The following is a 23,511-nucleotide window of genomic DNA, read 5'->3' as shown; positions in this document are numbered from 1 at the left end:
CCCTTCGATTCTAGGGCGCGCGCCCCACCCCCACCGCCGCCGTGTGCGGCAGCGACAGCACACCCCCTCGTCCGTGCGCGGCACAAGTCGCATCGAACCCGCGCCGGAAGCGCACACGCGCCGCAGCATTCAGCGCACCGTAGAACAGGCCCGCCGACGCGACGCCGCCCTCGGCCGACGACCAGAGCGCGGCCGAAGACACCTCCCAGACCCACGTCGACTCGGTGGACGAGACCTCCCGCCAGCCGGCATCGCGGAGCATCGCCGTCAGACCATCGGCGGTGCGCGCGAAGTCCCGCTGCGGGGGTAGCCGCTCGCCGGCTGCCGGCTCGAGATCTGCCCGCTCGCACACCTCCCGCCAGAACCACGACGGCGATGACACCCAGACGGTCGCGGCCAACGGAGCGCCAGCACCTGCCACGCGGGCGAGTTCGCCTGCCGAGCGGCGCGGGTCATCGACGTGGTTGAGCACGAAGTTGGCGGTCACCGCATCGAAGGAGTCGTCGTCGAAGGGAAGACGGGGCAAGCCGCCGGCGATGAACGGAACCTCCGGATGCTCGCGCTCCGCGACGGCGCGCATCGAGGCCTCGGGATCACACCCCGTTGCCCGCCACCCCTCACGCGCGAGCCGGGCGACAAGGTCACCCGTGCCCGATCCCACGTCGAGCACGGTGCGGCCCCCGCCCGGGCCGAGCATGTCGGTCAGGGTACCGATCGTCCCCGCGCAGAGCGAGGCGTACGAGGCCGCGTAGGCCTCCCCCACTCCGGCCCACTGCTTCATCAGCGACGTGAGCGCGCGAGCGGCGAGAGAGCGACGATCGCAACGACGAGGACGGATGCCGCGACCGCGAGCCCCGCGTACTGGAAAGTCGAGAGGATGACGCCGGCCAGCACAGCTCCTGCCGCTGCGGAGAGGCTCATCAGCGAGTCGCTGCGTCCCTGGCGGCGGGTGCGCAGCTCGGGGGCACTCGATTCGGTCAGCAGCGCGGCGCCCGCCACGGTCGCCGCGCTCCACCCGAGACCGAGCAGGATCAGCGCCACCATGACCCCCCACGCCTCGTGATTCGTGAAGATCGCGAAGACCAGCGAGGCGGCGAGGAGCCCCTGACCGAGGAGCACCACCTGCAGACGCCCGAGGCGGTCGGCGAGGATGCCGAACACCGGCGAAAGCGCGTACATGCCCGCGACGTGCAGGGCGATCGTCACACCGACGAGCTGCGAGACGTCGGCCGCCGCCGCGGCCGCATCGTGCCCCGGGTGCATGCTGTGCGCCATGTGCGACAGATGCACCGGCGTCATCGCCATGACCGATGCCATAGTGACGTGCGAGCCGGCGATCGCGAACATGGCGTAGCGGGCGGCGACGGGGCGGTCGGGAACGGCCGGCGCCGCGTTCGCCGCGGCCGCCGTCGCCAGACGCTGAGCGGCGAGCAGCGGGTCCGGGCGCAGCGCCACGAGGTAGAGCACCAGCGCGGCGGACTGCGCGACGAACGAGAAGACGTACGACCCCGTCTGCGGCGGCATTCCGATCGCGGCCCCGACGACTTCTCCCGGACCGAGCAGGAGCGGCCCCGCCACTCCCCCGACGGTCGTCGCCCAGACGACGATCGACAGGTCGCGACCGCGGTGCGCGGGAGCCGCGAGGTCGGTCGCGGCGAAGCGGGATTGCAGGTTTCCGGCGTTGCCCGCGCCGATCATGATAATTCCGACGAGCAGGAGGGGGAAGATCCGCACGGAGGCGGCGAGGATCACGACGGCGATGCCCACGAGGGCGAACAGGTTGCCGAGGGTCAGGGCGCGACGGCGGCCGACCCGTGCGGCGAGCCGGGCGAGCGGGATCGCGCAGAGCGCCGCTCCGAGGGTCACGGATGCCGTGGCCAATCCCGACAGAGCGTCGTCGCCCGAGATGTCGGCGGCGAGCAGCGCACCGAGCGACACGGTGGCGCCGAACGCGATCCCCCCGAGCACCTGCCCGAACGAGAGCGTCAGCACCGTGCGACGCTGCACCGCCGCCTGCTGGTCCGCGGTGAGGACGGGGGTGCTCATGCCGTCGGAGCGGCGTCGCGCACGGCGCTGCGGAGGATCCCGAGGCCGGTGATCTCGACCTCGACCGTGTCTCCGGCCTCGAAGGCTCCGACCCCCGCCGGCGTGCCGGTGAGGATCACGTCTCCCGGAAGCAGCGTGAACACGGCCGAGGCGTAGGCGATGATCTCGGCCACCGAGTGGATCATGTCGCTCAGCGGAGCCTTCTGTCGAACCTCGCCATTCACCCGCGTCTGGAGCACGGCATCCGCCGGATCGAAGTCGGTGCTGATGGTCGGCCCGAGGGGGCAGAACGTGTCGAAGCCCTTCGCGCGCGTCCACTGACCGTCTGCACGCTGCAGGTCGCGTGCGGTGACGTCGTTGGCGATCGTGTAGCCGAGCACGTGGTCGAGGGCGTTCTCGGCCGTCACGTTCTTCGCGAGCTTGCCGATGACGACCGCGAGCTCGCCCTCGAACTCGGTCTGCTGCGACAGCGCGGGGCGCACGATCGCGTCGCCCGGGCCGATGACAGACGTGTTCGGCTTGAGGAAGAGCAGCGGCTCGGCCGGGGCCTCGCCGCCCATCTCAGCGGCATGGTCGTGGTAGTTCTTGCCGACGCACACGACCTTCGACCGCGGGATCACGGGGGCGAGCAGCACCGCATCGGCGATCGGCACGCGGTCGCCCGTGGGCTCGTAACCGGCGTACAACGGGTCGCCCGAGAGGACGACGAGATCCTTGTCGTCGACGATCCCGAACAGGATGGCGTCGTCGTGGGCGAATCGGGCGATCTTCATGCATCCAGCCTAGCCAGCGCGCTCGACGTCGAAGACCCCGCCCGGCGTGGCACGCGGGGCGGGGTGTTCAGCGAACGAGGTGCACTCAGGCGTCGAGGCGGAGCAGCCAGCCGTGGCGGTCCTCGCGACGGCCGTACTGGATGTCGGTGAGCTCTTCACGCAGCGACAGCGCGAGCTCGCCCAGGGGCTGAGGCTCTTCGAAGCCCTCGCCCACGAGCGCACCGATCGGGGTCACGACCGCGGCGGTGCCGCAGGCGAAGACCTCGACGATGTCGCCCGAAGCGACGCCCTGACGCCATTCGTCGATCGAGATGGGGCGACGCTCGACGGTGTAACCGCGGTCCTCGGCGAGCTGCAGCAGCGAGTCGCGGGTGATGCCGTCGAGGATGCTGTCGGACTCGGGCGTGACGACGCGGCCTTCCTTGAAGACGAACACCACGTTCATGCCGCCGAGCTCCTCGACATCGTTCTTCTCGTTGAGGAAGACGACCTGATCGCAGCCCTTGGCGCTCGCGAGGGCCTGCGGCAGAAGGCTCGAAGCGTAGTTGCCGCCCGTCTTCGCCTTGCCGGTGCCGCCGCGGCCGGCGCGCGAGTGCTCCTCCGACAGCCAGATGCGCACGGGCTTCACGCCACCGGTGAAGTACGCACCCGCCGGGCTGGCGATCACGTAGTAGGCGACCTTCTGCGCCGCTCGCACGCCGAGGAACGCCTCCTTGGCGAACATGAACGGGCGCAGATAGAGGCTCTGGTCGGCGCCGGAGGGCACCCACCGGCCGTCGACGGCGATGAGCTGTCGCAGCGACTCGATGAAGTACTCGCTCGGCAGCTCCGGCAGCGCGAGGCGGCGTGCGCTCGCCTGAAGCCGCGCCGCGTTGCGGTCGGGGCGGAAGGTGTGGATCGATCCGTCCGCATGGCGGTAGGCCTTGATGCCCTCGAAGATCTCCTGACCGTAGTGCAGCACCGAGGCCGCCGGGTCGAGAGGGATCGGCCCGTAGGGAGACACCCGCGGGCGATGCCAGCCGCCCTTGGCGGACCAGCAGATGTCGACCATGTGGTCGGTGAAGACGACGCCGAAGCCGGGGTTCTCCAGCACTTCGGCGACGCGCGCGGGCGAGGCCGCGGCGAGGTTTTTGGTCACAGCGAACTCGAGCGGCGCTGCGGGCGCCTGAGCGTCGATGGTCGTCATGGTGTTGTTCCGTTCTGAGGAGGGTCGCGTCTTCGCGCGGTCTCAGCCTACGCCTGCGCTCCGAGGCGCGCGGCGATGGCGGAGCCGATCTCGGCGGTCGTGCGCGAGCCGTCACGGCTGGCGATGTCGGCCTCGACCGCCGCGCTGACGCGAGCGAATTCGGCCGGGAGGCCGAGGTGGTCGAGCAGCAGCGCGATCGAGAGGATCGCCGCGGTGGGATCGGCCTTCTGCTGCCCCGCGATGTCGGGCGCCGAACCGTGCACCGGCTCGAACATCGACGGGAAGGCGCCGGTCGGGTTGATGTTCCCGGACGCGGCGAGACCGATGCCGCCGGTGACGGCACCGGCGAGATCGGTGAGGATGTCGCCGAAGAGGTTGTCGGTGACGATGACATCGAAGCGAGAGGGGTCGGTCACGAGAAAGATCGTGGCCGCGTCGACGTGCAGATAGTCGACGGAGACCTGCGGATGCTCCGCCGCGACCTCGTTCACGACGCGCTGCCAAATGGCACCGGCGTGCACGAGCACGTTCGTCTTGTGCACGAGGGTCAGCTTCTTGCGGCGGCGTTCGGCGAGTTCGAAGGCGTAGCGCACGACGCGCTCGACCCCGAAGGCCGTGTTCACGGAGGTCTCGTTCGCCACCTCGTGCGGGGTCCCGCGACGGATCGCCCCGCCGTTGCCGACGTACGGACCCTCGGTGCCCTCACGCACGACGACGAAGTCGATGTCGCCCGGATCGGCCAGCGGACCGGCCGCACCGGTGAACAGCTTCGACGGACGGAGGTTGACGTAGTGGTCGAGCGTGAAGCGGAGCTTCAGCAGCAGGCCGCGCTCGATGTTGGCGTCCTTCAGACGCGGGTCGCCCGGCGCGCCGCCGACGGCGCCGAGCAGGATCGCGTCGTGCGCCGAGATCGCGGCGAGATCGTCGTCGGTGAGGGTGTCGCCCGTCTCGAGGAACCGCGCGGCGCCGAGCGAGAAGCGCGTCTTCTCGAAGCTCACACCCGAGTCGGCGGTGACGGCGTCGAGCACCTTCTCCGCCTCGGCGATGACCTCGGGACCGATGCCGTCACCCGGGATGACGGCCAGTTTCACGACACGCGACATGGCTCTCCTTGCTTCGGGGAACCGGCACGACGCTCGACGAGGCGCGCCGGTTCCTTCAGCGTAGTGGTCAGTGCGGGGTGCGCGTGCGCAGTGTGACGGCGGCGATCACGGCCGCCACGACCACGAGCCCCGCGCCGATCAGCGAGGTGATGAAGACACCCGAGCCGAAGGCATCCGCTGCCGCCGCCCACAGTTGATCGCCGAGCGTTCCGGGCAGACCGTCGGCTGCGGTGTACGCGCCGGCGAGCGTCTCCTTCGCCGCGTCCGCGGCACCGGCGGGCAGCCCGTCGGGGAGCACGATGGCCGAACGGTAGAACGCGGTGATGATGCCGCCGAGCACCGCCGTACCGAGCACCGCGCCGAGTTCGTACGCCGTCTCGGAGACGGCGCTGGCGGCCCCCGCCTTCTCGGCCGGGGCGCTCGAGAGGATGAGCTCGTTCGAGATCGTCTCGGCCGCTCCGATACCTATGCCGAGCACCACGAAGGCGAGGATCAGCGGTGCGACGCCGTGCGCGTGCGAGGTGAAGGCCACGATCAGGTAGCCGACGACCGAGAAGGCGAGACCGACCGGGATGATCACGTGCGGGGGCACTCGACGCGACACCGGCACAACACCGAGACCCGCGACGATCATGACCGCCATGCCGGGCACGAGCGCGAGCCCGGCCATCATCGGCGACAGACCGAGCACGAGCTGCAGATGCTGAGACACGAAGTACAGGAACCCCACGAGAGCGACGACGCTCAGCAGGTTGACGAGGATCGCGCCGGAGAACGTGCCTCGGCGGAAGAGAGCCATGTCGAGTATCGGGATGTCGGCCCGCAGCTGGCGGCGGACGAACAGCACGCCCATCACCACACCGAGAAGCGCCCAGGCCCCCGCGACCACGGTCGGCCCGTCGACGGCGAAGGACTTGATCGCGTAGACCACCGGGATCATCGCCGCCATCGAGAGAGCGATGCTCACGAGATCGATGCGGCCCGGGTTCGGGTCGCGGCTCTCGGGCACGAGAAGCGGCGCGGCGATGAGCAGCGGGAGCAGCACGGGCACGGCGATGAGGAAGACCGAGCCCCAGGCGAAGTGCTCGAGGAGGAAGCCGCCGACGATCGGGCCGAGGGCCGATCCCGCGGAGAAGGCGGATGCCCACACCGCGATCGCGAGGCGGCGCTGGTCGCGGTTCGTGAAGATCGACCGGAGCAACGAGAGCGTCGACGGCATGAGCATCGCACCGAAGAAGCCCAGCAGCGCACGGGCGGCGATGAGCAGGCCGGCGGTCGGGGCGAAGGCAGCGAGCACCGAGACTGCGGCGAAGCCCGTGGCACCGATGAGGAGCAGTCGGCGACGGCCGAAGCGGTCACCGAGGGTGCCCATCGTCACCAGCAGACCGGCGAGCACGAGTGGGTAGACGTCGATGATCCACAGCTGCTCGGCCCCCGAGGGGGCGAGAGCGAGGGAGATCTCGGGCAGCGCGAAGCTGAGCACCGTGTTGTCGACCGACACCAGCAGCACCGGCAGCATGAGCACGACGAGCGCGGCCCATCCGCGAGCGCCGACGCGGGGGGCATCCGTTCCTGCCGTCGGGATCGACGCGGTCCGGGTCATGGCACACCTCTCAGTTCCGGGACGGTGTTACTAAACCGTCCGGATGGTATAGTAACAGATGCCGCCGACCGCGACCGAGAAGAGGATCCGATGCCCCGCCCACCCCTCGCCCGGGAACGCGTGCTCGACGCCTTCCAGCAACTCGTGCTCGAGGAGGGTGAGCGCTCCGCGACACTCGACGCGACGGCGAAGGCCGCCGGGGTGTCGAAGGGCGGTCTGCTCTACCACTTCGGGTCGAAGGACGAACTCGTCGCCGGGCTGCTCGATCGGCTCGACACCCTCACGACCGCAGACCTCGAGCGCATGGCCGCCGACGAGGAGGGCCCGGTCGTCTACTACATCCGAACTTCGGTCATGGAGGACGAGGCGCTCGACCGCGCACTCATCGCCGCCTCGCGGCTCGCCCAGGGCGGTTCCGTCCCCGCCGCCGACGCACTGCGACACGTGCGGCGTCGCTGGGAGGAGATGATCCGCCCGCACGTGCGCGACGAGACGAGTCTCGCTCTCGTCATGCTCCTGAGCGACGGGTTGTACTTCAACAACTCTCTCGACGTGAACGGGTCGGAGCACCTCGTTCCGCAGGGCGCCGATCTCGACCGCCTGATCGAGGTCGTCCTCCGCACCGCCGCTCCCTGAGTGCGCTGAGGAACCGGCTCGGGAACGGCGAAGGGCGGGACGCGCCTGCGCCCCGCCCTCCCTCGATCTCAGATCTCGGTGATCTCGATCTGCCGGAACAGGTCGGCGTCGATCGCGGTGCGCACGTCGTCGAGCAGCTCGTCTGCGACCGGCGAGTCGAGCGTCAGCACGCTCAGCGCCTGCGCTCCGGCCGCCTCACGAGCGATCTGCATGCCGGCGATGTTGATCCCCGCCTCGCCGAACTTCTGGCCGTAGACCGCGACGATTCCCGGGCGGTCGGTGTACAGCATCACCACGTGGTGCTTCTCGATCGGCAGTTCGAGTGCGTGGTCGTTGATGCCGATGAGCTTCTCGGCCTGCTTCGGGCCGGTCAGCGTGCCCGAGACCGACAGCTGCGAACCATCGGACAGCGCGCCGCTGAGCGTGATGACGTTGCGGTACTCGGCGCTGACGTCGTCCTTCAGCAGACGCACCGCGATGCCGCGCTGCTCGGCGAGGAGCGGAGCGTTCACGTACGACACCGTCTCGCTGACGATGTTGGTGAAGACGCCCTTCAGTGCGGCGAGCTTCAGCACGCTCACGTCGTAGTCGTTCAGTTCGCCGTGCACCTCGACGTCGAGGCTCGTGAGCGGCGATGTCGCGAGGGCGGCGAGGATCTGTCCGAGCTTCTCGACGAGCGAGATGCCGGGGCGCACGTAGGGGTCGATGACGCCGCCGGCGACGTTGACGGCGTCCGGCACGAGGTCTCCCCCCAGGGCCAGGCGCACCGAACGGGCGACCGAGACGCCCGCCTTCTCCTGGGCCTCCTCGGTGCTGGCGCCCAGGTGGGGGGTGACGACCACGTTCGGCAGGTCGAGGAGGGCGCGAGCGGTGCCACCCTCCGCGGGCGGCTCGGTCGTGAAGACGTCGAGTCCGGCGCCGGCGATCTCGCCCGCGACGAGCGCTTCGCGCAGTGCCTCCTCGTCGATCAGCCCGCCGCGTGCGACGTTCACGACGAACGCCGTGGGCTTCATGGCGCGGAACTGCTCGGCGCCGATCATGCCGGTCGTCTCCGGCGTCTTCGGCATGTGGATCGTGAGGAAGTCGGACTCGGCAACCAGCTCGTCGAGCGAGAGAAGCTGCACACCGAGCTGCTGGGCACGGGCGGAGGTGACATACGGGTCATAGGCGACGACGCGCATGTCGAAGGCGGCGAGACGGGCCGCGACCAGCGCGCCGATCCGTCCGAGACCGATGATGCCGACGGTCTTCTCGAAGAGCTCCGCACCCGTGAACGAGCTGCGCTTCCACGCACCGGACGAGAGCGACGCGTGCGCCGCGGGGATGCGGCGGGCGAGGCTGAGGATGTGTCCGACGGTCAGCTCGGCCGCCGAGACGATGTTCGAGGTCGGCGCGTTCACGACCATCACGCCCGCAGCGGTGGCCGCCTTGATGTCGACGTTGTCGAGTCCGACACCGGCGCGCGCCACGACCTTCAGCCGAGGTGCGTGCGAGAGGGCTTCCTCGTCGATGTGCGTCGCCGAGCGGATGAGCACCGCGTCGGTCTCGGCCAGCGCCGTGAACAGGGCGGGGCGATCGGTGCCGTCGACGTGGCGGACGTCGAAGTCCGGGCCCAGGGCCTCGATCGTGGCGGGAGAGAGAACTTCGGCGATGAGCACAACGGGCTTCGGCACAGTGGATCCTTCGGGGCAACACAACAGGGGCCGATGCGCCGCACACCGTCGGGGGCGCGATCGGTTCCACTGTACCCGAGCGAATCCCGCCGCCCCGCCGTGTGACGTTGCACCACGTCGCATCCTCGGTGCCGCCACGAGGGCGAGCGAGCGGAGCCGGGTGTCAGGGCGCGACGAGTCCGAGGCTGAACGCCAGCAGACAGAGCCGGAACACCGCGACGATGCCGAGCCCGGCGAGCAGTACGAGCGCCAGCTCCCCCACGCGACGTCGGCGCCCGATGCCCGCCGCGAAGGCGAAGACGAGGGCGGGGAACACCACACCGAACGCCAGGGTGATCCATCCCGCGGTCGTCAGCCCCGTCTGCGCCATCGAGACGAGGTGGGCGACCGCGTTCCAGACGGCGTAGGCGTAGAAGAGCCCCGCGAACCCCAGTACGAGGGCGGCGGGCCAGCGCAGTTGGTCGCGGCGGTGCCGCTCGGTCTCGACGGACATCAACCGATCACCCCCACGGTCACGAAGGGCCAGGGCACGAGGAGCACCACTCCCAGCAGCAGCAGCGCGATGCGGATCCACGAGGCCTTGGCGCGCGTGAGCACCCACACCGCCAGGAACCAGAGCGCGGGTGCGGCGATCGCGAGCACGAACCACGGGAGGAACATGAAGTCCGCCACGAAGAATCGTGCCAACGGCTGCAGTCGCAGCCCGCCCACGACCCACCCGACGGAGTAGAGCAGATAGATGCCTCCGACGACGCCCGTCGCGAGCAGCATCGTGGTGCTCAGCGGTGCGGGAACGGAATCCGCGTCGTCCTCGATCCCGGCGGCGGTGCGACCCGGCGCCTCGGTCGAGGCAGCCGCAGCGGTGGACGCGCGCGGCGCCCGGCGCGAGGTCGCAGCCGCCCGTCCCTCGGCGCCCGGGGCGCTCCGCGGCTCGCTCGCGTCGTCGTCGCCCTCCCAGCTCAGCGCGTCGTCGGCATCCCGTGTCATCCTTCCAGCGTAGGACACCTTCTCCACTAGGCTCGGCCCTGAAAACGAGGGGACGACATGAACGAGAGCATCGACGCCGTGAACAACGGCGCGCGACCCCGCGACTGGCAGCCGACCGCCTCCGCCCGCGCGACGGCCGTCCGGTTCCGCTGGATCGCCGGCATCCTGTGGTTCCTCGCCATCGCCGCCGAAGCGGTCGCGATCTTCTGGCTGCTGCGGCAGCGCGAGGTCGTGGGAGCGGACGGCCAGCTCGTGCGCGATCCCGACTCCGGGCTGCTCGAGCAGAGCGGTGCGACCACGCGCTTCCCCGCCTGGGCGTTCATCACCCTGTTGGTGCTTCTGGTGGCCATCGCCGCACTCTCGATCACGGGCTCGCTGCTGTGGAAGCGCGCGAACCGCCTCGACCCCGCCCGACGGTCGGAGACCACGCGCTTCTTCGTGCAGAATCAGCTCGGCGCCATCATCGCGGTCATCGCGTTCCTCCCCCTCATCGTGGTGGTCCTGCTCAACAAGGACATGTCGAAGGGGCAGAAGGCGACGGCCGGCATCGTCGGCATCGCGCTCGCCGTACTCGCGACCGTCATCGGCATCGATTTCGATCCGCCCTCCGTCGAGCAGTACACCGCCGACCAGTCCACGGTCATCCAGCTGCTCGGCGCCGACGAGGTGGTCTGGGTCGACGGCGGCGAGGTCTACCACGTGTGCGACGAGGTGCCGGCCATCCAGACCGGCAGCGAGATCCGCACCGGGACGACCGCCCAGGCCGTCGAGGCGGGGAAGATCCGTCTCACGCTGCAGTTCGCCTCGGAGCTGCGCACCTGCGGCCTCGCCGTTCCCGAGAACGGCGAGGAGATCACCGCGGCGCTGCGCGCGATCCAGGCCGGAGACACCGACACTCCCCTGCCTGCGCCCGTGTGGGCGGATCCGGCCGACGCGCCGATCCGGATCGACGACGCCCCGTCCGACTGATCGTCAGAACGCCGCCGCGTCGTCGCGCAGAGCCTCGACGAGCCGTTCCTCCGCCGCGCCGAGGTGATGGTGCAGGACCGACGACGCGCGATCGGCGTCGCCCGCCGCGATCGCGTCGAGGATCTCGGCGTGCTGGGCGGCGATCACCTCGGCGTCGAGCAGTCGTCGCCCCTGCACCTGCGCCATGCACAGCCGCACCTCGTCGAGCACGCTGCGGTACATCCGGCTGGTGCGTTCGCTGTGCAGGGCCTCGATCAGTGCGAGATGGAAGCGCAGGTCGGGGTCGACCGTCCGTGGGTCGGGTCCTGGCGGGAGGGCGGCGATCTCCGCATTCGCCTCGTGGGCCGCGGAGGGCGCTTCGCGCTGCCCGGCCAGTTCCCGCAGCGCCGCGCTCTCGAGACGGGTGCGGGTGCGATAGACGTCGCGCACGGTGGCGGGGTCGATGGCGACGACACGCGCGCTCCGATGCGCCGAGCGAACCAGCAGCCCCGCGGCGACGAGCTGCTCGATGGCGGCCTTCGCGCTGGGACGGGCCACACCGTATTCCTCGGCGACGAAGGCCTCGGTGACGGCGGATGCGGGTGCCAACTCGCCCGTGAGGATGCGGGTGCGCAGGCGCGCCGTGACGGCGTCGACGACACCGATCACGCCGAGCGGAGCATCCGACGATGAGGACATGGCAGACAGCCTATCCAGGTCGGCGATGATCGGTACACTTGTCTGACAATCCGTCTCGACGCCGAGGAGCACCATGCCGACCACTCTCGCGGAACCGCTCGACCCGAACCTCCTCGGCGACGAGGTCTCGGTGCAGTCCCGGTCGATCGACCGGTTCGCCCGGGCCCATGACGCCTCGCACTACCTGCTCGTGCCGGATGCGGTGGTCTCCCCCTCCGACGCGGAGGGCATGGCGCGCGTGTTCGACGCCGTGCGCGCAGCGGGCCGCACCCTCACCTTCCGCTCCGGCGGCACCAGCCTGTCGGGCCAGGGCGTCAGCGGCGACATCCTCGTCGACACCCGTTCCGCGTTCCGCGGCATCCGCGTCTCCGACTACGGCGCCACCGTCAGCGTCGGGCCCGGGGCGACGGTTCGCCAGGTCAACACCCGCCTCGCGCGCCACGGACGCAAGCTCGGCCCCGACCCCGCCAGCGAGATCGCGTGCACGATCGGCGGCGTGGTGGCCAACAACTCCAGCGGCATGGCCTGCGGCGTCGTCGAGAACTCGTACCGCACGATCGAGTCGATGGTGCTGGTGCTGCCGAGCGGCACGATCCTCGACACGGGCCTTCCCGACGCCGACGAGCGCCTGCACCGCTCCGACCCCGAGCTCGCCGCCGGCCTGCTGGCCCTGCGGGAGAAGCTGCTCGCCCACCCCGAGAACGCTGAGTTCATCCGTCGGCAGTTCTCGATGAAGAACACGATGGGCTACGGGCTCAACTCGCTGCTCGACTTCGACACCGCGGTCGCCATCCTCGAGCACCTGGTAATTGGATCGGAGGGAACGCTGGCGTTCGTCGCCGAGGCGCGCTTCCGCACCGTCGAGGTGCGCCCCGCCATCGCCACGGGCCTGTTGGTCTTCGAGACGCTGTCGGACGCGATGGCCGCTCTCCCCGGACTCGCAGACCTCGGCCTTGCGACGATCGAGCTGCTCGACGCGGCATCGCTCCGCGTGGCGCAGGGACTCACCGACGTGCCCCGCACCATCGCGAGCATCGACGTGCACGGGCACGCCGCCCTGCTCGTCGAGGTGCACGCGGCGGACGACGCGACCCTCGCGGCCGGCACGGACGCTGCCCTCGCTCACCTGTCGACCCTGCCCCTCGCCGTCCCGGCGGCTCTCACCACGGATGCCGCGGAGCGCGCCGCGCTCTGGCACGTGCGCAAGGGGCTCTACACGGCCGTCGCCGGCGCCCGCCCGTCGGGCACGACCGCGCTGCTCGAAGACATCGTGGTGCCGGTCGACCGGCTTCTCACGACCTGCGAGCGGTTGATCGAGCTGTTCGACGCGCACGACTACGAGGGCTCGGTCATCTTCGGACACGCCAAGGACGGCAACGTCCACTTCCTGCTGAACGAGCGCTTCGACGACCCCGCGAGCGTGGCTCGATACCGGCGGTTCACCGACGACCTCGTCGACCTCGTGCTGGGGCAGGGCGGCTCGCTCAAGGCCGAGCACGGAACGGGGCGCATCATGGCCCCGTTCGTGCGACGGCAGTACGGCGACGAGCTGACCGACATGATGTGGGAGATCAAGCGCCTGTTCGATCCGACCGGCATCCTCAATCCCGGCGTCGTGCTGTCGGACGACCCCGACTCCTACCTCCACGACCTCAAGCGCGTGCCCACAGTGGAGGCCGAAGTCGACCGGTGCGTGGAGTGCGGCTACTGCGAGCCGACCTGCCCGAGCAAGGACCTCACGCTGACGCCGAGGCAACGCATCGTGCTGCGACGCGACATGGCCTGGGCCGAGGAGCAGGGAGACACCGCCCTGCTCGCCGAGCTGCGCGCCGACTACGACTACGACGGTGTGCAGACCTGCGCGGTCGACGGCATGTGCGGTGTGGCGTGCCCGGTCGACATCAACACCGGCGATCTCGTGCGCCGTCTGCGTGCCGAGGAGGCGTCGAAGGTCGAAGACGCCGCGTGGGACGTCGCGGCGCGCGGCTGGGGCGCGGTGACCCGCGTCGGCGGGGCCGCGCTGACGATCGCGTCGGCTCTTCCCTCCCCTCTCGTCACCGGCGCGACGAAGGTCGGACGGGCGATCCTCGGATCCGACACGGTGCCGCTGTACGACGGCGGCCTCCCCCGCGGCGGATCCACCCCGCCGCGTCCGCAGTCGCCCGCCGACGCGCGCGCGGTGTTCTTCGGCGCGTGCATCGGCACGATGTTCGGCGCCGAGGGCCACGGCGAGGGCTCCCGCGACGCGGTGGCCGCGCTGCTCGACCGCGCCGGCATCCCCTTCGCCGTCCCGGAGGAGTCGGGCGGGCTCTGCTGCGGCACGCCCTGGAAGTCGAAGGGCCACCTCTCCGGCTACGACCGGATGACCGAGCGCACCCTCGCCGCGCTCTGGGAGGCGAGTCGCAACGGTGAGCTCCCCGTGGTGTGCGACGCGGCATCCTGCACCGAGGGGCTGCACACGATGCTCGCGAAGTCGCTGCGGGAGTACCCGCAGTACGCCGGGCTGGTGATCGAAGACGCGACGACGTTCATCGCCCGCGAGGTGCTCCCGCAGCTCACGGTGACGCAGAAGCTCGACAGCGTGGCGGTGCATCCCACCTGTTCGACCACCGCGCTCGGGGCGACCGGCGCGCTGACCGAGATCGCCCGCGCGGTAGCGACCGAGGTCTACGTGCCGGACGGCTGGGGCTGCTGCGCCTTCGCCGGCGACCGCGGGATGCTGCATCCCGAGCTCACGGCCAGCGCGACCGCCGTCGAAGCCGCCGAGGTGCGCGCGGCCGACGACGCACGCGGCGGGTTCGGAGCGTTCGTCTCGGCGAACCGTACGTGCGAGATCGGTATGACCCGCGCCACCGGTCAGCCCTACCGACACGTCGTCGAGGTGCTCGAGGAACTCACCCGCGCCTGACACGAGAGAGCGGGCCCTCCCCGAAGGGAAGGCCCGCTCTGACGTTCAGCGATCAGGCGATCGATGGATCAGCGCGCGGCGCTGCCGTCGACGTAATCCTCGTCCTGCTGCTTCCACGCGAAGAGCGCACGCAGCTCCTTGCCGGTCGCCTCGATGGGGTGCTGCTCCTCCTTGGCGCGCAGCGCGAGGAACTCCTCGCCGCCGTTGTCCTGGTCGTCGATGAAGCGCTTCGCGAACGCACCCGACTGGATGTCGGCGAGCACGCCCTTCATGCTCTCCTTGACGCGCTCGTCGACGACGCGGGGTCCCGACACGTAGTCGCCGAACTCGGCGGTGTCGGAGATCGACCAGCGCTGCTTGGCGATGCCGCCCTCCCACATGAGGTCGACGATGAGCTTCAGCTCGTGCAGCACCTCGAAGTAGGCGATCTGCGGCTGGTAGCCCGCCTCGACGAGGGTCTCGAAGCCGGCCTGCACGAGGTGGCTCATGCCACCGCACAGCACGGCCTGCTCGCCGAACAGGTCGGTCTCGGTCTCTTCGGTGAAGGTCGTCTTGATGACGCCGGCGCGGGTACCGCCGATCGCCTTCGCGTACGACAGAGCGACGTCCCAGGCGTGGCCGGACGCGTCGCGCTCGACGGCGATGATGTCGGGGATGCCGCGACCGGCGACGAACTCGCGACGCACCGTGTGGCCGGGGGCCTTCGGGGCGACGAGGATGACGTCGACACCCTCGGGGGCGTCGATGTAGCCGAAGCGGATGTTGAAGCCGTGCGCGAAGGCGAGGGTCTTGCCCGGGGCCAGGTTCGGGGCGATCGACTCGCTGTAGATCGTGCGCTGGTGCTGGTCCGGCGCGAGGATCATGATGAGGTCGGCCCACTCGGTGGCCTCGGCGACGGTCTTCACCGGGAAGCCGGCCTCCTCCGCCTTTGCTGCCGACTTGGAGCCCTCCTTGAGGGCGATCGCGACCTCGACACCCGAGTCGCGCAGGTTCTGCGCGTGGGCGTGGCCCTGCGAGCCGTAGCCCACGATGGCGACCTTCTTGCCCTGGATGAGCGACAGGTCGGCGTCGGCGTCGTGGAAGATCTCAGTGCTCACTGTGTGTTTCTCCTTGTTCGTGGCGGTTCGTCTCGCTCCGCGCCGGACAGCGGCGGAGCCGATGGTTGGGGGTGGTCTGGGTCAGCCGCGCAGCACGCGTTCGGTGATGCTCTTGCCTCCGCGGCCGATGGCGAGAAGACCCGACTGCGCGATCTCCTTGATGCCGAAGGGCTCGAGTGCACGGAGCATGGCGTCGACCTTGCCCTTGTCGCCCGTGACCTCGATCACGAGCGCGTCGGCGGCGTAGTCGACCACCGCTGCGCGGAAGAGGTTGACGACCTCGATCACGTTCGAGCGGGTGGTGTTGTCGGTGCGCACCTTGACGAGCATGTGCTCGCGCTGCACCGACGTGGCGAAGTCGAGCTCGACGATCTTGATCACGTTGATCAGCTTGTTCAGCTGCTTGGTGACCTGTTCGAGCGGCAGCTCGTCGACGTCGACGACGACGGTGATGCGCGAGATGCCGGGCACCTCGGTCACACCGACGGCGAGGGAGTGGATGTTGAATCCGCGGCGGGCGAAGAGGCCGGCCACGCGGGTGAGCAGGCCGGGGGTGTCCTCCACCAGGAGGCTCAGCACGTGGGTCGACATGGTCAGTCCTCCTCGTCGAATGCGGGTGCGTGGTCGCGGGCGTACTGGACGTAGCTGTTGCTGACGCCTTGGGGCACCATCGGCCACACCATGGAGTCGGCGCTGACGACGAAGTCGATCACGACCGGGCGGTCGTTGGTGTCGAGGGCCAACTGGATGGCCGCATCGACCTCCTCCTCCTTCTCGACCCGGATGGCCAGGCAGCCGTAGGCCTCCGCGAGCTTCACGAAGTCGGGGATGCGGATGGTGCCGTGTCCGGTGTTCAGGTCGGTGTTGGAGTGGCGCCCGTCGTAGAACAGGGTCTGCCACTGACGCACCATCCCGAGGGAGGAGTTGTTGATGATCGCGACCTTGATCGGGATGTTGTTGATCGCGCAGGTCGCGAGCTCCTGGTTGGTCATCTGGAAGCAACCGTCGCCGTCGATGGCCCAGACCGCACGGTCGGGTTCCGCGACCTTCGCACCCATGGCGGCGGGCACCGAGTACCCCATGGTGCCCGCTCCCCCGGAGTTGAGCCAGGCGTTCGGCCGCTCGTACTTGATGAACTGCGCCGCCCACATCTGGTGCTGGCCGACACCCGAGGCGAAGATGCCCTCCGGGCCGGTGAGCTCGCCGATGCGCTGGATGACGTACTGCGGAGCGAGCAGGCCGTCGGTGGTCGGCGCGTAGCCGAGCGGGAACTCGGTACGGAGACCGTCGAGGTACGACCACCACTCGGAGATGTCGGGCTTCGACCCTCCGGTCACTCCGCGGAAGGCGGCGTGCAGGTCGGTGAGCACATCGCGCACGTCACCGACGATCGGAACGTCTGCCATGCGGATCTTCGAGATCTCGGCGGGATCGATGTCGACGTGCACGACCTTCGCGTTCGGCGCGAACAGCGCGGCCTTGCCGGTGACACGATCGTCGAAGCGGGCGCCGAGCGACACGAGGAGATCGGCCTCCTGCAGCGCCAGCACCGCGGGGACCGTACCGTGCATGCCCGGCATGCCCAGGTGCTGCCCGTGCGAGTCGGGGAACGCGCCGCGTGCCATCAGCGTGGTCACCACGGGAGCACCGGTGGCCTCGGCGAGTTCGAGCAGCTCGGCCGCCGCGCGCCCGCGCACGACACCGCCGCCGACGTACAGCACGGGCTTCTTCGCCTCGGCGAGCAGCGCCGCCGCAGCCTGGATCTGCTTGCCGTGCGCCTTGGTCACCGGACGGTAGCCGGGCAGATCGATCTTGGGCGGCCACACGAACGGGGCGACGGCCTGCTGCGCATCCTTCGTGATGTCGACGAGCACGGGTCCGGGGCGTCCGGTCGAGGCCACCTCGTAGGCGGCGGCGATCGCGCCGGGGATGTCGGCCGCGTCCTTCACCAGGAACGAGTGCTTCGTGATGGGCATCGTGATGCCCACGATGTCGGCCTCCTGGAAGGCGTCGGTTCCCATCAGGGTCGAGAACACCTGTCCGGTGATTGCGAGCAGCGGGACCGAGTCCATGTAGGCGTCGGCAATCGCCGTCACTAGGTTCGTGGCGCCCGGACCGGAGGTGGCGATGCACACGCCGACCTTCCCCGACGCGGAGGCGTAGCCCTCGGCCGCGTGACCCGCGCCCTGCTCGTGACGGACGAGGATGTGGCGCAGCTGCGACGCGTCCATGAGCGGGTCGTAGACGGGCAGGATCGCGCCGCCGGGGAGCCCGAAGACATCGGTGATGCCGAGAAGCTCGAGCGAGCGGACGACGGCCTCGGCACCGGTGATCTCCGGAGCGCTGGAGGAACGGGCGGGCGGCCGCGGCACGGCCGGGGCGGAGTCAGCAGTCATGACTCTCCTTCTGGTGATCTGTGGGTGTCGGATGCCGGCGGCGACACGGGCCGAGCCGATCGAGTCGGTGTCAGCCGGTCGTCGCGCCTTCGGCGGCGGACCGCACGAGACGGGAGTACTTGGCAAGAACGCCACGGGTATAGCGCGGGGGAAGCGGCTCCCAGCCGGAACGGCGGGAGGCGAGCTCCGCCTCGTCGACGAGTAGGTCGAGAGAGCGAGCTGCGATATCGACCCGTATCAGATCACCATCGCGCACGAAGGCGATGGGACCAGCGTCCACCGCTTCGGGTGCTATGTGGCCGATGCACAGGCCGGTTGTGCCGCCTGAGAATCGTCCGTCCGTCAAGAGTAGTACATCTTTTCCGAGCCCCGCGCCCTTGATGGCCGCGGTGATGGCGAGCATCTCCCGCATGCCGGGGCCGCCCTTGGGGCCCTCGTAGCGGATGACGATGACGTCGCCCGCCTGCACCTCGCCGTTCGCGAGGGCATCCATCGCCCCGCGCTCGCGCTCGAAGACGCGCGCCGGCCCCTCGAAGACGTCGGCGTCGAAGCCGGCCGACTTCACGACCGCTCCCTCGGGCGCCAGCGATCCGTGCAGGATCGTGATGCCGCCCGACGCGTGGATCGGGTTGGAGAAGGTGTGGATCACGTCGCCGTCGACCGGGTCGGGGTTCAGGTCGCGGAGGTTCTCGGCGACGGTCTTGCCCGTCACGGTCAGGGCGTCGCCGTGGAGGAGCCCCTCGTCGAGCATCGCCTTCATGATCACGGGGATTCCGCCATGGCGGTCGACGTCGTTCATGACGTACTTGCCGAACGGCTTCATATCGGCCACGTGCGGGGTCTTGCTGCCGATGCGGTTGAAGTCGTGCAGATCGAGATCGATCTCGGCCTCGCGTGCGATCGCGAGCAGGTGCAGCACGACGTTGGTCGACCCGCCGAGCGCCATGGCCAGGGCGATCGCGTTCTCGAACGACTCCTTGGTCAGGATGTCCTTCGTCGTGATGCCCTGGCGCAGCAGCTCGACGACGGCCTCGCCCGATCGGTGGGCGAAGTAGTCGCGTCGGCGGTCGGCCGAGGGCGGCGCCGCCGAACCCGGCAGGCTCAGCCCGAGCGCCTCGGCGACCGACGCCATGGTGTTCGCGGTGTACATGCCGCCGCAGGCGCCCTCGCCGGGGGCGAACGCGCACTCGATGCGCTTGAGGTCCTCTTCGCTCATCCGCCCCGCACGGCAGGCGCCGACGCCCTCGAACGAGTCGATGATCGTGATGTCCTTCTCGGTGCCGTCGGAGAGCTTCACCCATCCCGGCGCGATCGATCCGGCGTAGAGGAAGACGCTCGACAGGCCGAGGCGGGCGCTGGCCATCAGCATGCCGGGGATGGACTTGTCGCATCCGGCCAGCAACACGGTGCCGTCGAGGCGCTCGGCCATGATGACGGTCTCGACGGAGTCGGCGATGACCTCGCGCGAGACGAGCGAGAAGTGCATGCCCTCGTGTCCCATCGAGATGCCGTCCGAGACCGAGATGGTGCCGAACTGCAACGGGTACCCGCCGCCCGAGTGCACGCCTTCCTTGGCGCCCTGCGCCAGCCGGTCGAGGCTGAGGTTGCAGGGCGTGATCTCGTTCCAGCTCGAGGCGATGCCGACCTGCGGCTTCTCCCAGTCGGCGTCGCCCATCCCGACGGCGCGCAGCATGCCGCGGGAGGTGGTCGCCTCGATGCCGTCGGTGACGACACGACTGCGGGGCTTGATGTCGATGGCCGCGCCGGCGGCAGGATCATGCGAGGACATGCACGAAGTCTATTCCGGACGCGCGGCCCGTTCGTCCGCGATCGCGGCGAGCAGCGATGCCACCTCGGCCGGACCGTCGACGCGCAGCGCAGCGGCGCTCTCCCCCGGCCCCACGCGCACGCCGAGGTCGCCCGGCTGCAGCACGCGCAAGGCGTCTTCGTCGGTCACGTCGTCTCCCGCGAAGACGATGCCGGTGGCGTGGAAGCGTTCGCGCAGAACCCCGATCGCCGCATCCTTCCCCTCATTGCGCGAGGAGAACTCGAGCACGCGGTGGCCGGAGCGTCGGCGCCAGTGCGGGAAGCGCTCCGCCACGAGGGCATCCACCTCGGCGAACACGGCCTCCTCGGTCGCGCGGTCGGCACGTCGCGTGTGCACGCCCATGCCGAACGCCTTGGGCTCGAACTCCGCGCCGTCGTAGCGATCGATGATCGGCCGGGCGGCCGCCCAGAGCTCTTCGCGCGACGCCGAGTCGTCGGCGCCGTCGGCCGGAGCGATCTCGCCCTCGCCGGGGAACCAGTACTGCGCCCCGTGCGAGCCCGAGAGCGAGACGGGCGAGTCGTCGGCGTGCTCGGTGATGATGCGGAGATCGTGCATGCTGCGCCCCGAGACGAAGGCGACGAACGTGTCGGGCATCGCCGAGAGCCGGGCGATCTGCGCGACCGTCTCGGGAAGCGCGCGAGCGGCCATCGGGTCCGGCACGAGTGGCGAGGCCACGCCGTCGAAGTCCAGCGCGATCACGAGACGTTCAGTGCGGGCGATCGCGGTGATCTCGTCGGCGGGCGTTCCGGGGGTCCAGGGGCGCGTCATGTCAGTCTCCAGAGAGGTGTTCGGCGGACTCGGCAGAGAGGTCGGAAAGGTCAGCGACGGCGCGCCTCGGCGAGCGCTGCCAGGAACGACGACGACCAGGCGTTGACGTCGTTCTCGAGCACACGGCGTCGCAGCGCGCGCATCCGCTTGCTCTGCTCGGCGGGGGTCATCTCGATCGCCTGCACGATGGCGTCCTTGAGGCCGTCGATGTCGTGCGGGTTGACTCGAACGGCCTGGCGCAGCTCGTCGGCCGCGCCGGTGAACTCGCTGAGCACGAGCACGCCGCGGTCGTCGGCGCGCGTCGCGACGTACTCCTTGGCGACGAGGTTCATACCGTCGCGCAAGGCGGTGACGAGCATCACGTCCGCCGCGAGGTAGAGGGCCACCATCTCCTCGCGCGGGAATCCCTGATGCAGGTAGCGGATCGCGCTGTGGCCGACCGTGTCGTGGTCGCCGTTGATGCGGGCAACCAGCAGCTCGATCTCGTCGCGCAGGTGCACGTAGGCGTCGACCCGCTCACGGCTGGGGCTCGCGACCTGGATGAGGGTCACGTCCTCGACATCGAGGCGGCCGTCTTCGATGAGTTCGCCGTACGCCTTGATGCGGTGGCGGATGCCCTTGGTGTAGTCGAGCCGGTCGACGCCGAGCAGGATGCACCGCGGGTTGCCGAGGCTCGCGCGGATCTCGGCGGCGCGAGCCTGAACGTCCTCGCGGGCGGCGAGCGCCAGGTACGGCTCGGTGTCGATCGAGATGGGGAAGGCGCGGGCGACGGCGGTGCGCGTCTGCCCGTCCGGCCCGGGCACCGCGATGCCGGGGCCCTTGACCTCGTAGCGCAGACGGCGGCGCACGGCGGTGAGGAAGTAGGTCGCGTCCTGCGCCCGCTGGAAGCCGATCACGTCGGCGCCGAGCAGGCCCTGCAGCACCTGGTCGCGCCACGGCAGCTGGGCGTACAGGCCGTGGGCCGGGAACGGGATGTGGTGGAAGTATCCGATGGTGACGTCGGGGCGCAGTTCGCGCAGCATCTGCGGGACGAGCTGGAGCTGGTAGTCGTGCACCCACACGGTGCCGTCGGGGGCGGCGGCGTCGGCAGCGGCCTGGGCGAACCGGCGGTTCACGCGCACATACGCGTCCCACCACTCCCGGTGGAACTGGGGAGGGGCGATGACGTCGTGGTAGAGCGGCCAGATCGTGTCGTTGGCGAACCCCTCGTAGTAGTCCTCGACCTCGGACTGGCTCAGGGTGATCGGGATGAGGTCGATGCCGTCGGCCTCGAACGGCTCGAGCTCGAGATCGGCCTGCCCTGCCCAACCCACCCATGCGCCGTTCGCCGAGCGCATCATCGGCTCGAGCGCGGCGACCAGACCGCCCGGCGAGGTGCGCCAGGTCTCCTCCCCGTCCGGCCCGACCACCCGGTCGACGGGAAGACGGTTGGCGACGACGACGAACTCTGCAACAGCCACGACGGCTCCTCACACCTGGGGGTGTTCCCAGGCTATCGAGGTTCGAGCCCGGTGCGCGCCCGAGCGGCGTCCCCTCGTCATCCCGCTCAGGCGACGGCGATGACGTCGCGCGCAACGGGGCGCGAGACGAACCAGTTGGCGACCGCGGCGACGAAGGCGACCGACGCCGCGATGACGGGCAGTGCGAGCGCGGCATCCGTTCCGACGTTCTCTGCGACCTCTCCCGCGACAGCCGCGCCGATCGACTGGCCGACCACGATCCCGGAGCCCAGCATCGTCATGACCGTCGCCGAACGACCGAGCGGGCTGCGCTCCGCCCCGAAGCTGTACTGCGTCACGAGGGTGGGACCGATACCCACTCCCATCACGGCGAGCGCGACCATCATCGTCGCCGGGGAGTCGACGACCCCCAGCAGCAGCGTGCCGGCGAGCAGGATGCTCGCGAAGACGATCCACCGTGCCCGCAGCGAGAACCGGGGCGGCAGCCACGCCACGCCGAGGGCGAGGATCGCCGAGCCGACGCCCATGACGCCGTACAGCAGGCCCGCCTGCTCCGACGCGCCGCGGTCGGCCATGAACGAGGTCAACGAGGTCAGCATCGTGCCGAAGAACATCCCGACGCCGAGGATGCCGACGACGACGATGAGCAGACGCGGGCGGAAGAGCTCGGCGACCGACGACGGTGCCGAGCCGTCGGCTCCGCGAACAGCGGCGACGTGACGGCCGCTCGGGTGCAACGCGAACGCACCCACGAACACGACGGTGAGGACGGCGGCGCCGATCAGCGGCGCCCACGGAGCGATGACGGACGCGAGGATGCCGACGAGGAACGGCCCGAAGACGAACACCGTCTCGTCGGCGGCGGACTCGTAGGCCATGGTGCCCGAGACCGTCCGCGCCTGGCGCTGCGCCGGCATGCGCTCGGAGATGATCGTCACCAGGCGGGCGCGCGACAGCGGCGCGACCTGCGGAGCGGTGGCGCCGATGCCCACCGCCGCCACGAGGACGAGCGCGTCGACCGCATCGCCGTAGACGACGAGGGTGAAGAGCGCCATCATCGCCCCGTTGGCGACAGCCAGAATGACGAGCACGCGCCGCTGACCGAATCGGTCGGCCGCGGCACCGAGGAGCGGACCGAAGCAGGCGGTGCCGAGGCCGACGGCGGCGGAGGTGAGGCCGCCCAGGGAGAGCGACCCGCGAGCCGACACGACGACCGTGAGGACGCCGACGACCATCATGGCGAAGGGCAGTCTCGCGATGAACGCGATGAGGAAGTAGGGAAGGCCGGCGAGTCGGAGAAGGCTCGGCTCGGCAGAGGTGTGTGTCTGGGTCATGGCTCTCGCGCGCCCCGCGGACGCGGTGGTCGGGTGCCGCCGCTGTCCGCCGGATTGCCGACGGCC

General features: G+C 70.1%; 20 protein-coding genes. 3 read left to right on the top strand and 17 right to left on the bottom strand.

From position 1 onward, the window contains the following. Positions 1-10: 10 nt before the first annotated feature. The 6 genes from RWS82_RS03885 to RWS82_RS03860 form a co-directional block, all read right to left on the bottom strand. A complete protein-coding gene (locus tag RWS82_RS03885; protein WP_314647128.1) occupies positions 11-781 on the bottom strand; it encodes a methyltransferase domain-containing protein in 771 nt (256 codons plus the stop codon). Next, entirely contained in the window at positions 781-2,046 is a 1,266-nt protein-coding gene (locus tag RWS82_RS03880) for an MFS transporter (protein WP_314647126.1), read from the bottom strand. The genes RWS82_RS03885 and RWS82_RS03880 overlap by 1 nt, the downstream gene beginning before the upstream one ends. Next, positions 2,043-2,819 carry a fumarylacetoacetate hydrolase family protein gene (locus RWS82_RS03875; RefSeq protein ID WP_314647122.1) on the bottom strand — a complete coding sequence of 259 codons (777 nt, stop codon included), beginning with the start codon at positions 2,817-2,819 and terminating at the stop codon, positions 2,043-2,045. The genes RWS82_RS03880 and RWS82_RS03875 overlap by 4 nt, the downstream gene beginning before the upstream one ends. Before the next feature lie 85 nt (positions 2,820-2,904). Continuing rightward, a complete protein-coding gene (locus RWS82_RS03870) occupies positions 2,905-4,005 on the bottom strand; it encodes a branched-chain amino acid aminotransferase (RefSeq protein WP_314647121.1) in 1,101 nt (366 codons plus the stop codon). 47 nt (positions 4,006-4,052) lie between these two features. Continuing rightward, positions 4,053-5,108 (bottom strand): 3-isopropylmalate dehydrogenase, encoded by a 1,056-nt coding sequence (locus tag RWS82_RS03865; RefSeq protein ID WP_314647119.1) that lies wholly within the window; start codon positions 5,106-5,108, stop codon positions 4,053-4,055. Positions 5,109-5,175: 67 nt separating this feature from the next. Then, entirely contained in the window at positions 5,176-6,711 is a 1,536-nt protein-coding gene (locus RWS82_RS03860) for an MFS transporter (RefSeq protein ID WP_314647116.1), read from the bottom strand. A 90-nt stretch (positions 6,712-6,801) separates the two neighbouring features. Between RWS82_RS03860 and RWS82_RS03855 the strand changes: the two genes are divergently transcribed. Next, complete coding sequence (locus RWS82_RS03855) at positions 6,802-7,347, top strand: TetR/AcrR family transcriptional regulator (protein WP_314647114.1); 546 nt, start codon at positions 6,802-6,804, stop codon at positions 7,345-7,347. A gap of 68 nt (positions 7,348-7,415) precedes the next feature. Here RWS82_RS03855 and serA read toward each other — a convergent pair whose 3' ends face one another. From serA to RWS82_RS03840, 3 genes are all read right to left on the bottom strand, one after another. Continuing rightward, positions 7,416-9,020: a phosphoglycerate dehydrogenase gene (gene serA / locus RWS82_RS03850; RefSeq protein ID WP_314647111.1), complete on the bottom strand. Its 1,605-nt coding sequence runs from the start codon at positions 9,018-9,020 to the stop codon at positions 7,416-7,418. A gap of 163 nt (positions 9,021-9,183) precedes the next feature. Further along, positions 9,184-9,513 carry a hypothetical protein gene (locus RWS82_RS03845; RefSeq protein ID WP_314647110.1) on the bottom strand — a complete coding sequence of 110 codons (330 nt, stop codon included), beginning with the start codon at positions 9,511-9,513 and terminating at the stop codon, positions 9,184-9,186. Continuing rightward, a complete protein-coding gene (locus tag RWS82_RS03840; protein ID WP_314647109.1) occupies positions 9,513-10,007 on the bottom strand; it encodes a hypothetical protein in 495 nt (164 codons plus the stop codon). Before RWS82_RS03840 ends, RWS82_RS03845 begins: the two co-directional genes overlap by 1 nt. Positions 10,008-10,064: 57 nt before the next feature. Between RWS82_RS03840 and RWS82_RS03835 the strand changes: the two genes are divergently transcribed. Next, entirely contained in the window at positions 10,065-10,976 is a 912-nt protein-coding gene (locus RWS82_RS03835; RefSeq protein ID WP_314647106.1) for a hypothetical protein, read from the top strand. Positions 10,977-10,979: 3 nt separating this feature from the next. Here the strand turns inward: RWS82_RS03835 and RWS82_RS03830 are convergent, their stop codons facing one another. Further along, positions 10,980-11,654: a GntR family transcriptional regulator gene (locus tag RWS82_RS03830; protein ID WP_314647105.1), complete on the bottom strand. Its 675-nt coding sequence runs from the start codon at positions 11,652-11,654 to the stop codon at positions 10,980-10,982. 73 nt (positions 11,655-11,727) lie between these two features. Between RWS82_RS03830 and RWS82_RS03825 the strand changes: the two genes are divergently transcribed. After that, a complete protein-coding gene (locus tag RWS82_RS03825) occupies positions 11,728-14,562 on the top strand; it encodes an FAD-binding and (Fe-S)-binding domain-containing protein (RefSeq protein ID WP_314647103.1) in 2,835 nt (944 codons plus the stop codon). A 68-nt stretch (positions 14,563-14,630) separates the two neighbouring features. Here RWS82_RS03825 and ilvC read toward each other — a convergent pair whose 3' ends face one another. The 7 genes from ilvC to RWS82_RS03790 form a co-directional block, all read right to left on the bottom strand. After that, the gene (gene ilvC / locus RWS82_RS03820; protein ID WP_314647101.1) at positions 14,631-15,659 is read right to left on the bottom strand and encodes a ketol-acid reductoisomerase; all 1,029 of its coding nucleotides are present in this window, start codon (positions 15,657-15,659) and stop codon (positions 14,631-14,633) included. Positions 15,660-15,740: 81 nt separating this feature from the next. Next, positions 15,741-16,250, bottom strand: a complete 510-nt coding sequence (gene ilvN / locus RWS82_RS03815; protein WP_314647099.1) for an acetolactate synthase small subunit — start codon at positions 16,248-16,250, stop codon at positions 15,741-15,743. A 2-nt stretch (positions 16,251-16,252) separates the two neighbouring features. Further along, complete coding sequence (locus RWS82_RS03810; RefSeq protein ID WP_314647096.1) at positions 16,253-18,055, bottom strand: acetolactate synthase large subunit; 1,803 nt, start codon at positions 18,053-18,055, stop codon at positions 16,253-16,255. A 70-nt stretch (positions 18,056-18,125) separates the two neighbouring features. Then, complete coding sequence (gene ilvD, locus RWS82_RS03805; protein ID WP_314647093.1) at positions 18,126-19,844, bottom strand: dihydroxy-acid dehydratase; 1,719 nt, start codon at positions 19,842-19,844, stop codon at positions 18,126-18,128. Positions 19,845-19,853: 9 nt separating this feature from the next. Beyond that, the gene (otsB, locus tag RWS82_RS03800; protein ID WP_314647090.1) at positions 19,854-20,651 is read right to left on the bottom strand and encodes a trehalose-phosphatase; all 798 of its coding nucleotides are present in this window, start codon (positions 20,649-20,651) and stop codon (positions 19,854-19,856) included. A 50-nt stretch (positions 20,652-20,701) separates the two neighbouring features. Continuing rightward, positions 20,702-22,111 carry a trehalose-6-phosphate synthase gene (locus RWS82_RS03795; RefSeq protein ID WP_314647089.1) on the bottom strand — a complete coding sequence of 470 codons (1,410 nt, stop codon included), beginning with the start codon at positions 22,109-22,111 and terminating at the stop codon, positions 20,702-20,704. An 86-nt stretch (positions 22,112-22,197) separates the two neighbouring features. After that, on the bottom strand, positions 22,198-23,445 hold the full coding sequence (locus RWS82_RS03790; RefSeq protein WP_314647087.1) for an MFS transporter: 1,248 nt from the start codon (positions 23,443-23,445) through the stop codon (positions 22,198-22,200). Between the last annotated feature and the right edge of the window lie 66 nt (positions 23,446-23,511).

Source organism: uncultured Microbacterium sp. (assembly GCF_963528945.1).
Taxonomy (GTDB): Bacteria; Actinomycetota; Actinomycetes; order Actinomycetales; family Microbacteriaceae; genus Microbacterium.
Note: the sequence above shows the minus strand (reverse complement) of the source record. Positions and strands in the feature narration are given on the sequence as shown.

Bases quoted from the DNA above. Each gene is read 5' to 3' on its own strand.
- RWS82_RS03790 (WP_314647087.1), bottom strand. From the start codon at position 23,445: ATGACCCAGACACACACCTCTGCCGAGCCGAGCCTTCTCCGACTCGCC.
- otsB (WP_314647090.1), bottom strand. From the start codon at position 20,651: ATGACGCGCCCCTGGACCCCCGGAACGCCCGCCGACGAGATCACCGCG.
- RWS82_RS03865 (WP_314647119.1), bottom strand. From the start codon at position 5,108: ATGTCGCGTGTCGTGAAACTGGCCGTCATCCCGGGTGACGGCATCGGT.
- RWS82_RS03855 (WP_314647114.1), top strand. From the start codon at position 6,802: ATGCCCCGCCCACCCCTCGCCCGGGAACGCGTGCTCGACGCCTTCCAG.
- RWS82_RS03870 (WP_314647121.1), bottom strand. From the start codon at position 4,005: ATGACGACCATCGACGCTCAGGCGCCCGCAGCGCCGCTCGAGTTCGCT.
- RWS82_RS03810 (WP_314647096.1), bottom strand. From the start codon at position 18,055: ATGACTGCTGACTCCGCCCCGGCCGTGCCGCGGCCGCCCGCCCGTTCC.
- RWS82_RS03880 (WP_314647126.1), bottom strand. From the start codon at position 2,046: ATGAGCACCCCCGTCCTCACCGCGGACCAGCAGGCGGCGGTGCAGCGT.
- RWS82_RS03845 (WP_314647110.1), bottom strand. From the start codon at position 9,513: ATGTCCGTCGAGACCGAGCGGCACCGCCGCGACCAACTGCGCTGGCCC.
- RWS82_RS03835 (WP_314647106.1), top strand. From the start codon at position 10,065: ATGAACGAGAGCATCGACGCCGTGAACAACGGCGCGCGACCCCGCGAC.
- RWS82_RS03825 (WP_314647103.1), top strand. From the start codon at position 11,728: ATGCCGACCACTCTCGCGGAACCGCTCGACCCGAACCTCCTCGGCGAC.
- ilvD (WP_314647093.1), bottom strand. From the start codon at position 19,844: ATGTCCTCGCATGATCCTGCCGCCGGCGCGGCCATCGACATCAAGCCC.
- ilvN (WP_314647099.1), bottom strand. From the start codon at position 16,250: ATGTCGACCCACGTGCTGAGCCTCCTGGTGGAGGACACCCCCGGCCTG.
- RWS82_RS03885 (WP_314647128.1), bottom strand. From the start codon at position 781: ATGAAGCAGTGGGCCGGAGTGGGGGAGGCCTACGCGGCCTCGTACGCC.
- RWS82_RS03840 (WP_314647109.1), bottom strand. From the start codon at position 10,007: ATGACACGGGATGCCGACGACGCGCTGAGCTGGGAGGGCGACGACGAC.
- RWS82_RS03875 (WP_314647122.1), bottom strand. From the start codon at position 2,819: ATGAAGATCGCCCGATTCGCCCACGACGACGCCATCCTGTTCGGGATC.
- RWS82_RS03830 (WP_314647105.1), bottom strand. From the start codon at position 11,654: ATGTCCTCATCGTCGGATGCTCCGCTCGGCGTGATCGGTGTCGTCGAC.
- RWS82_RS03860 (WP_314647116.1), bottom strand. From the start codon at position 6,711: ATGACCCGGACCGCGTCGATCCCGACGGCAGGAACGGATGCCCCCCGC.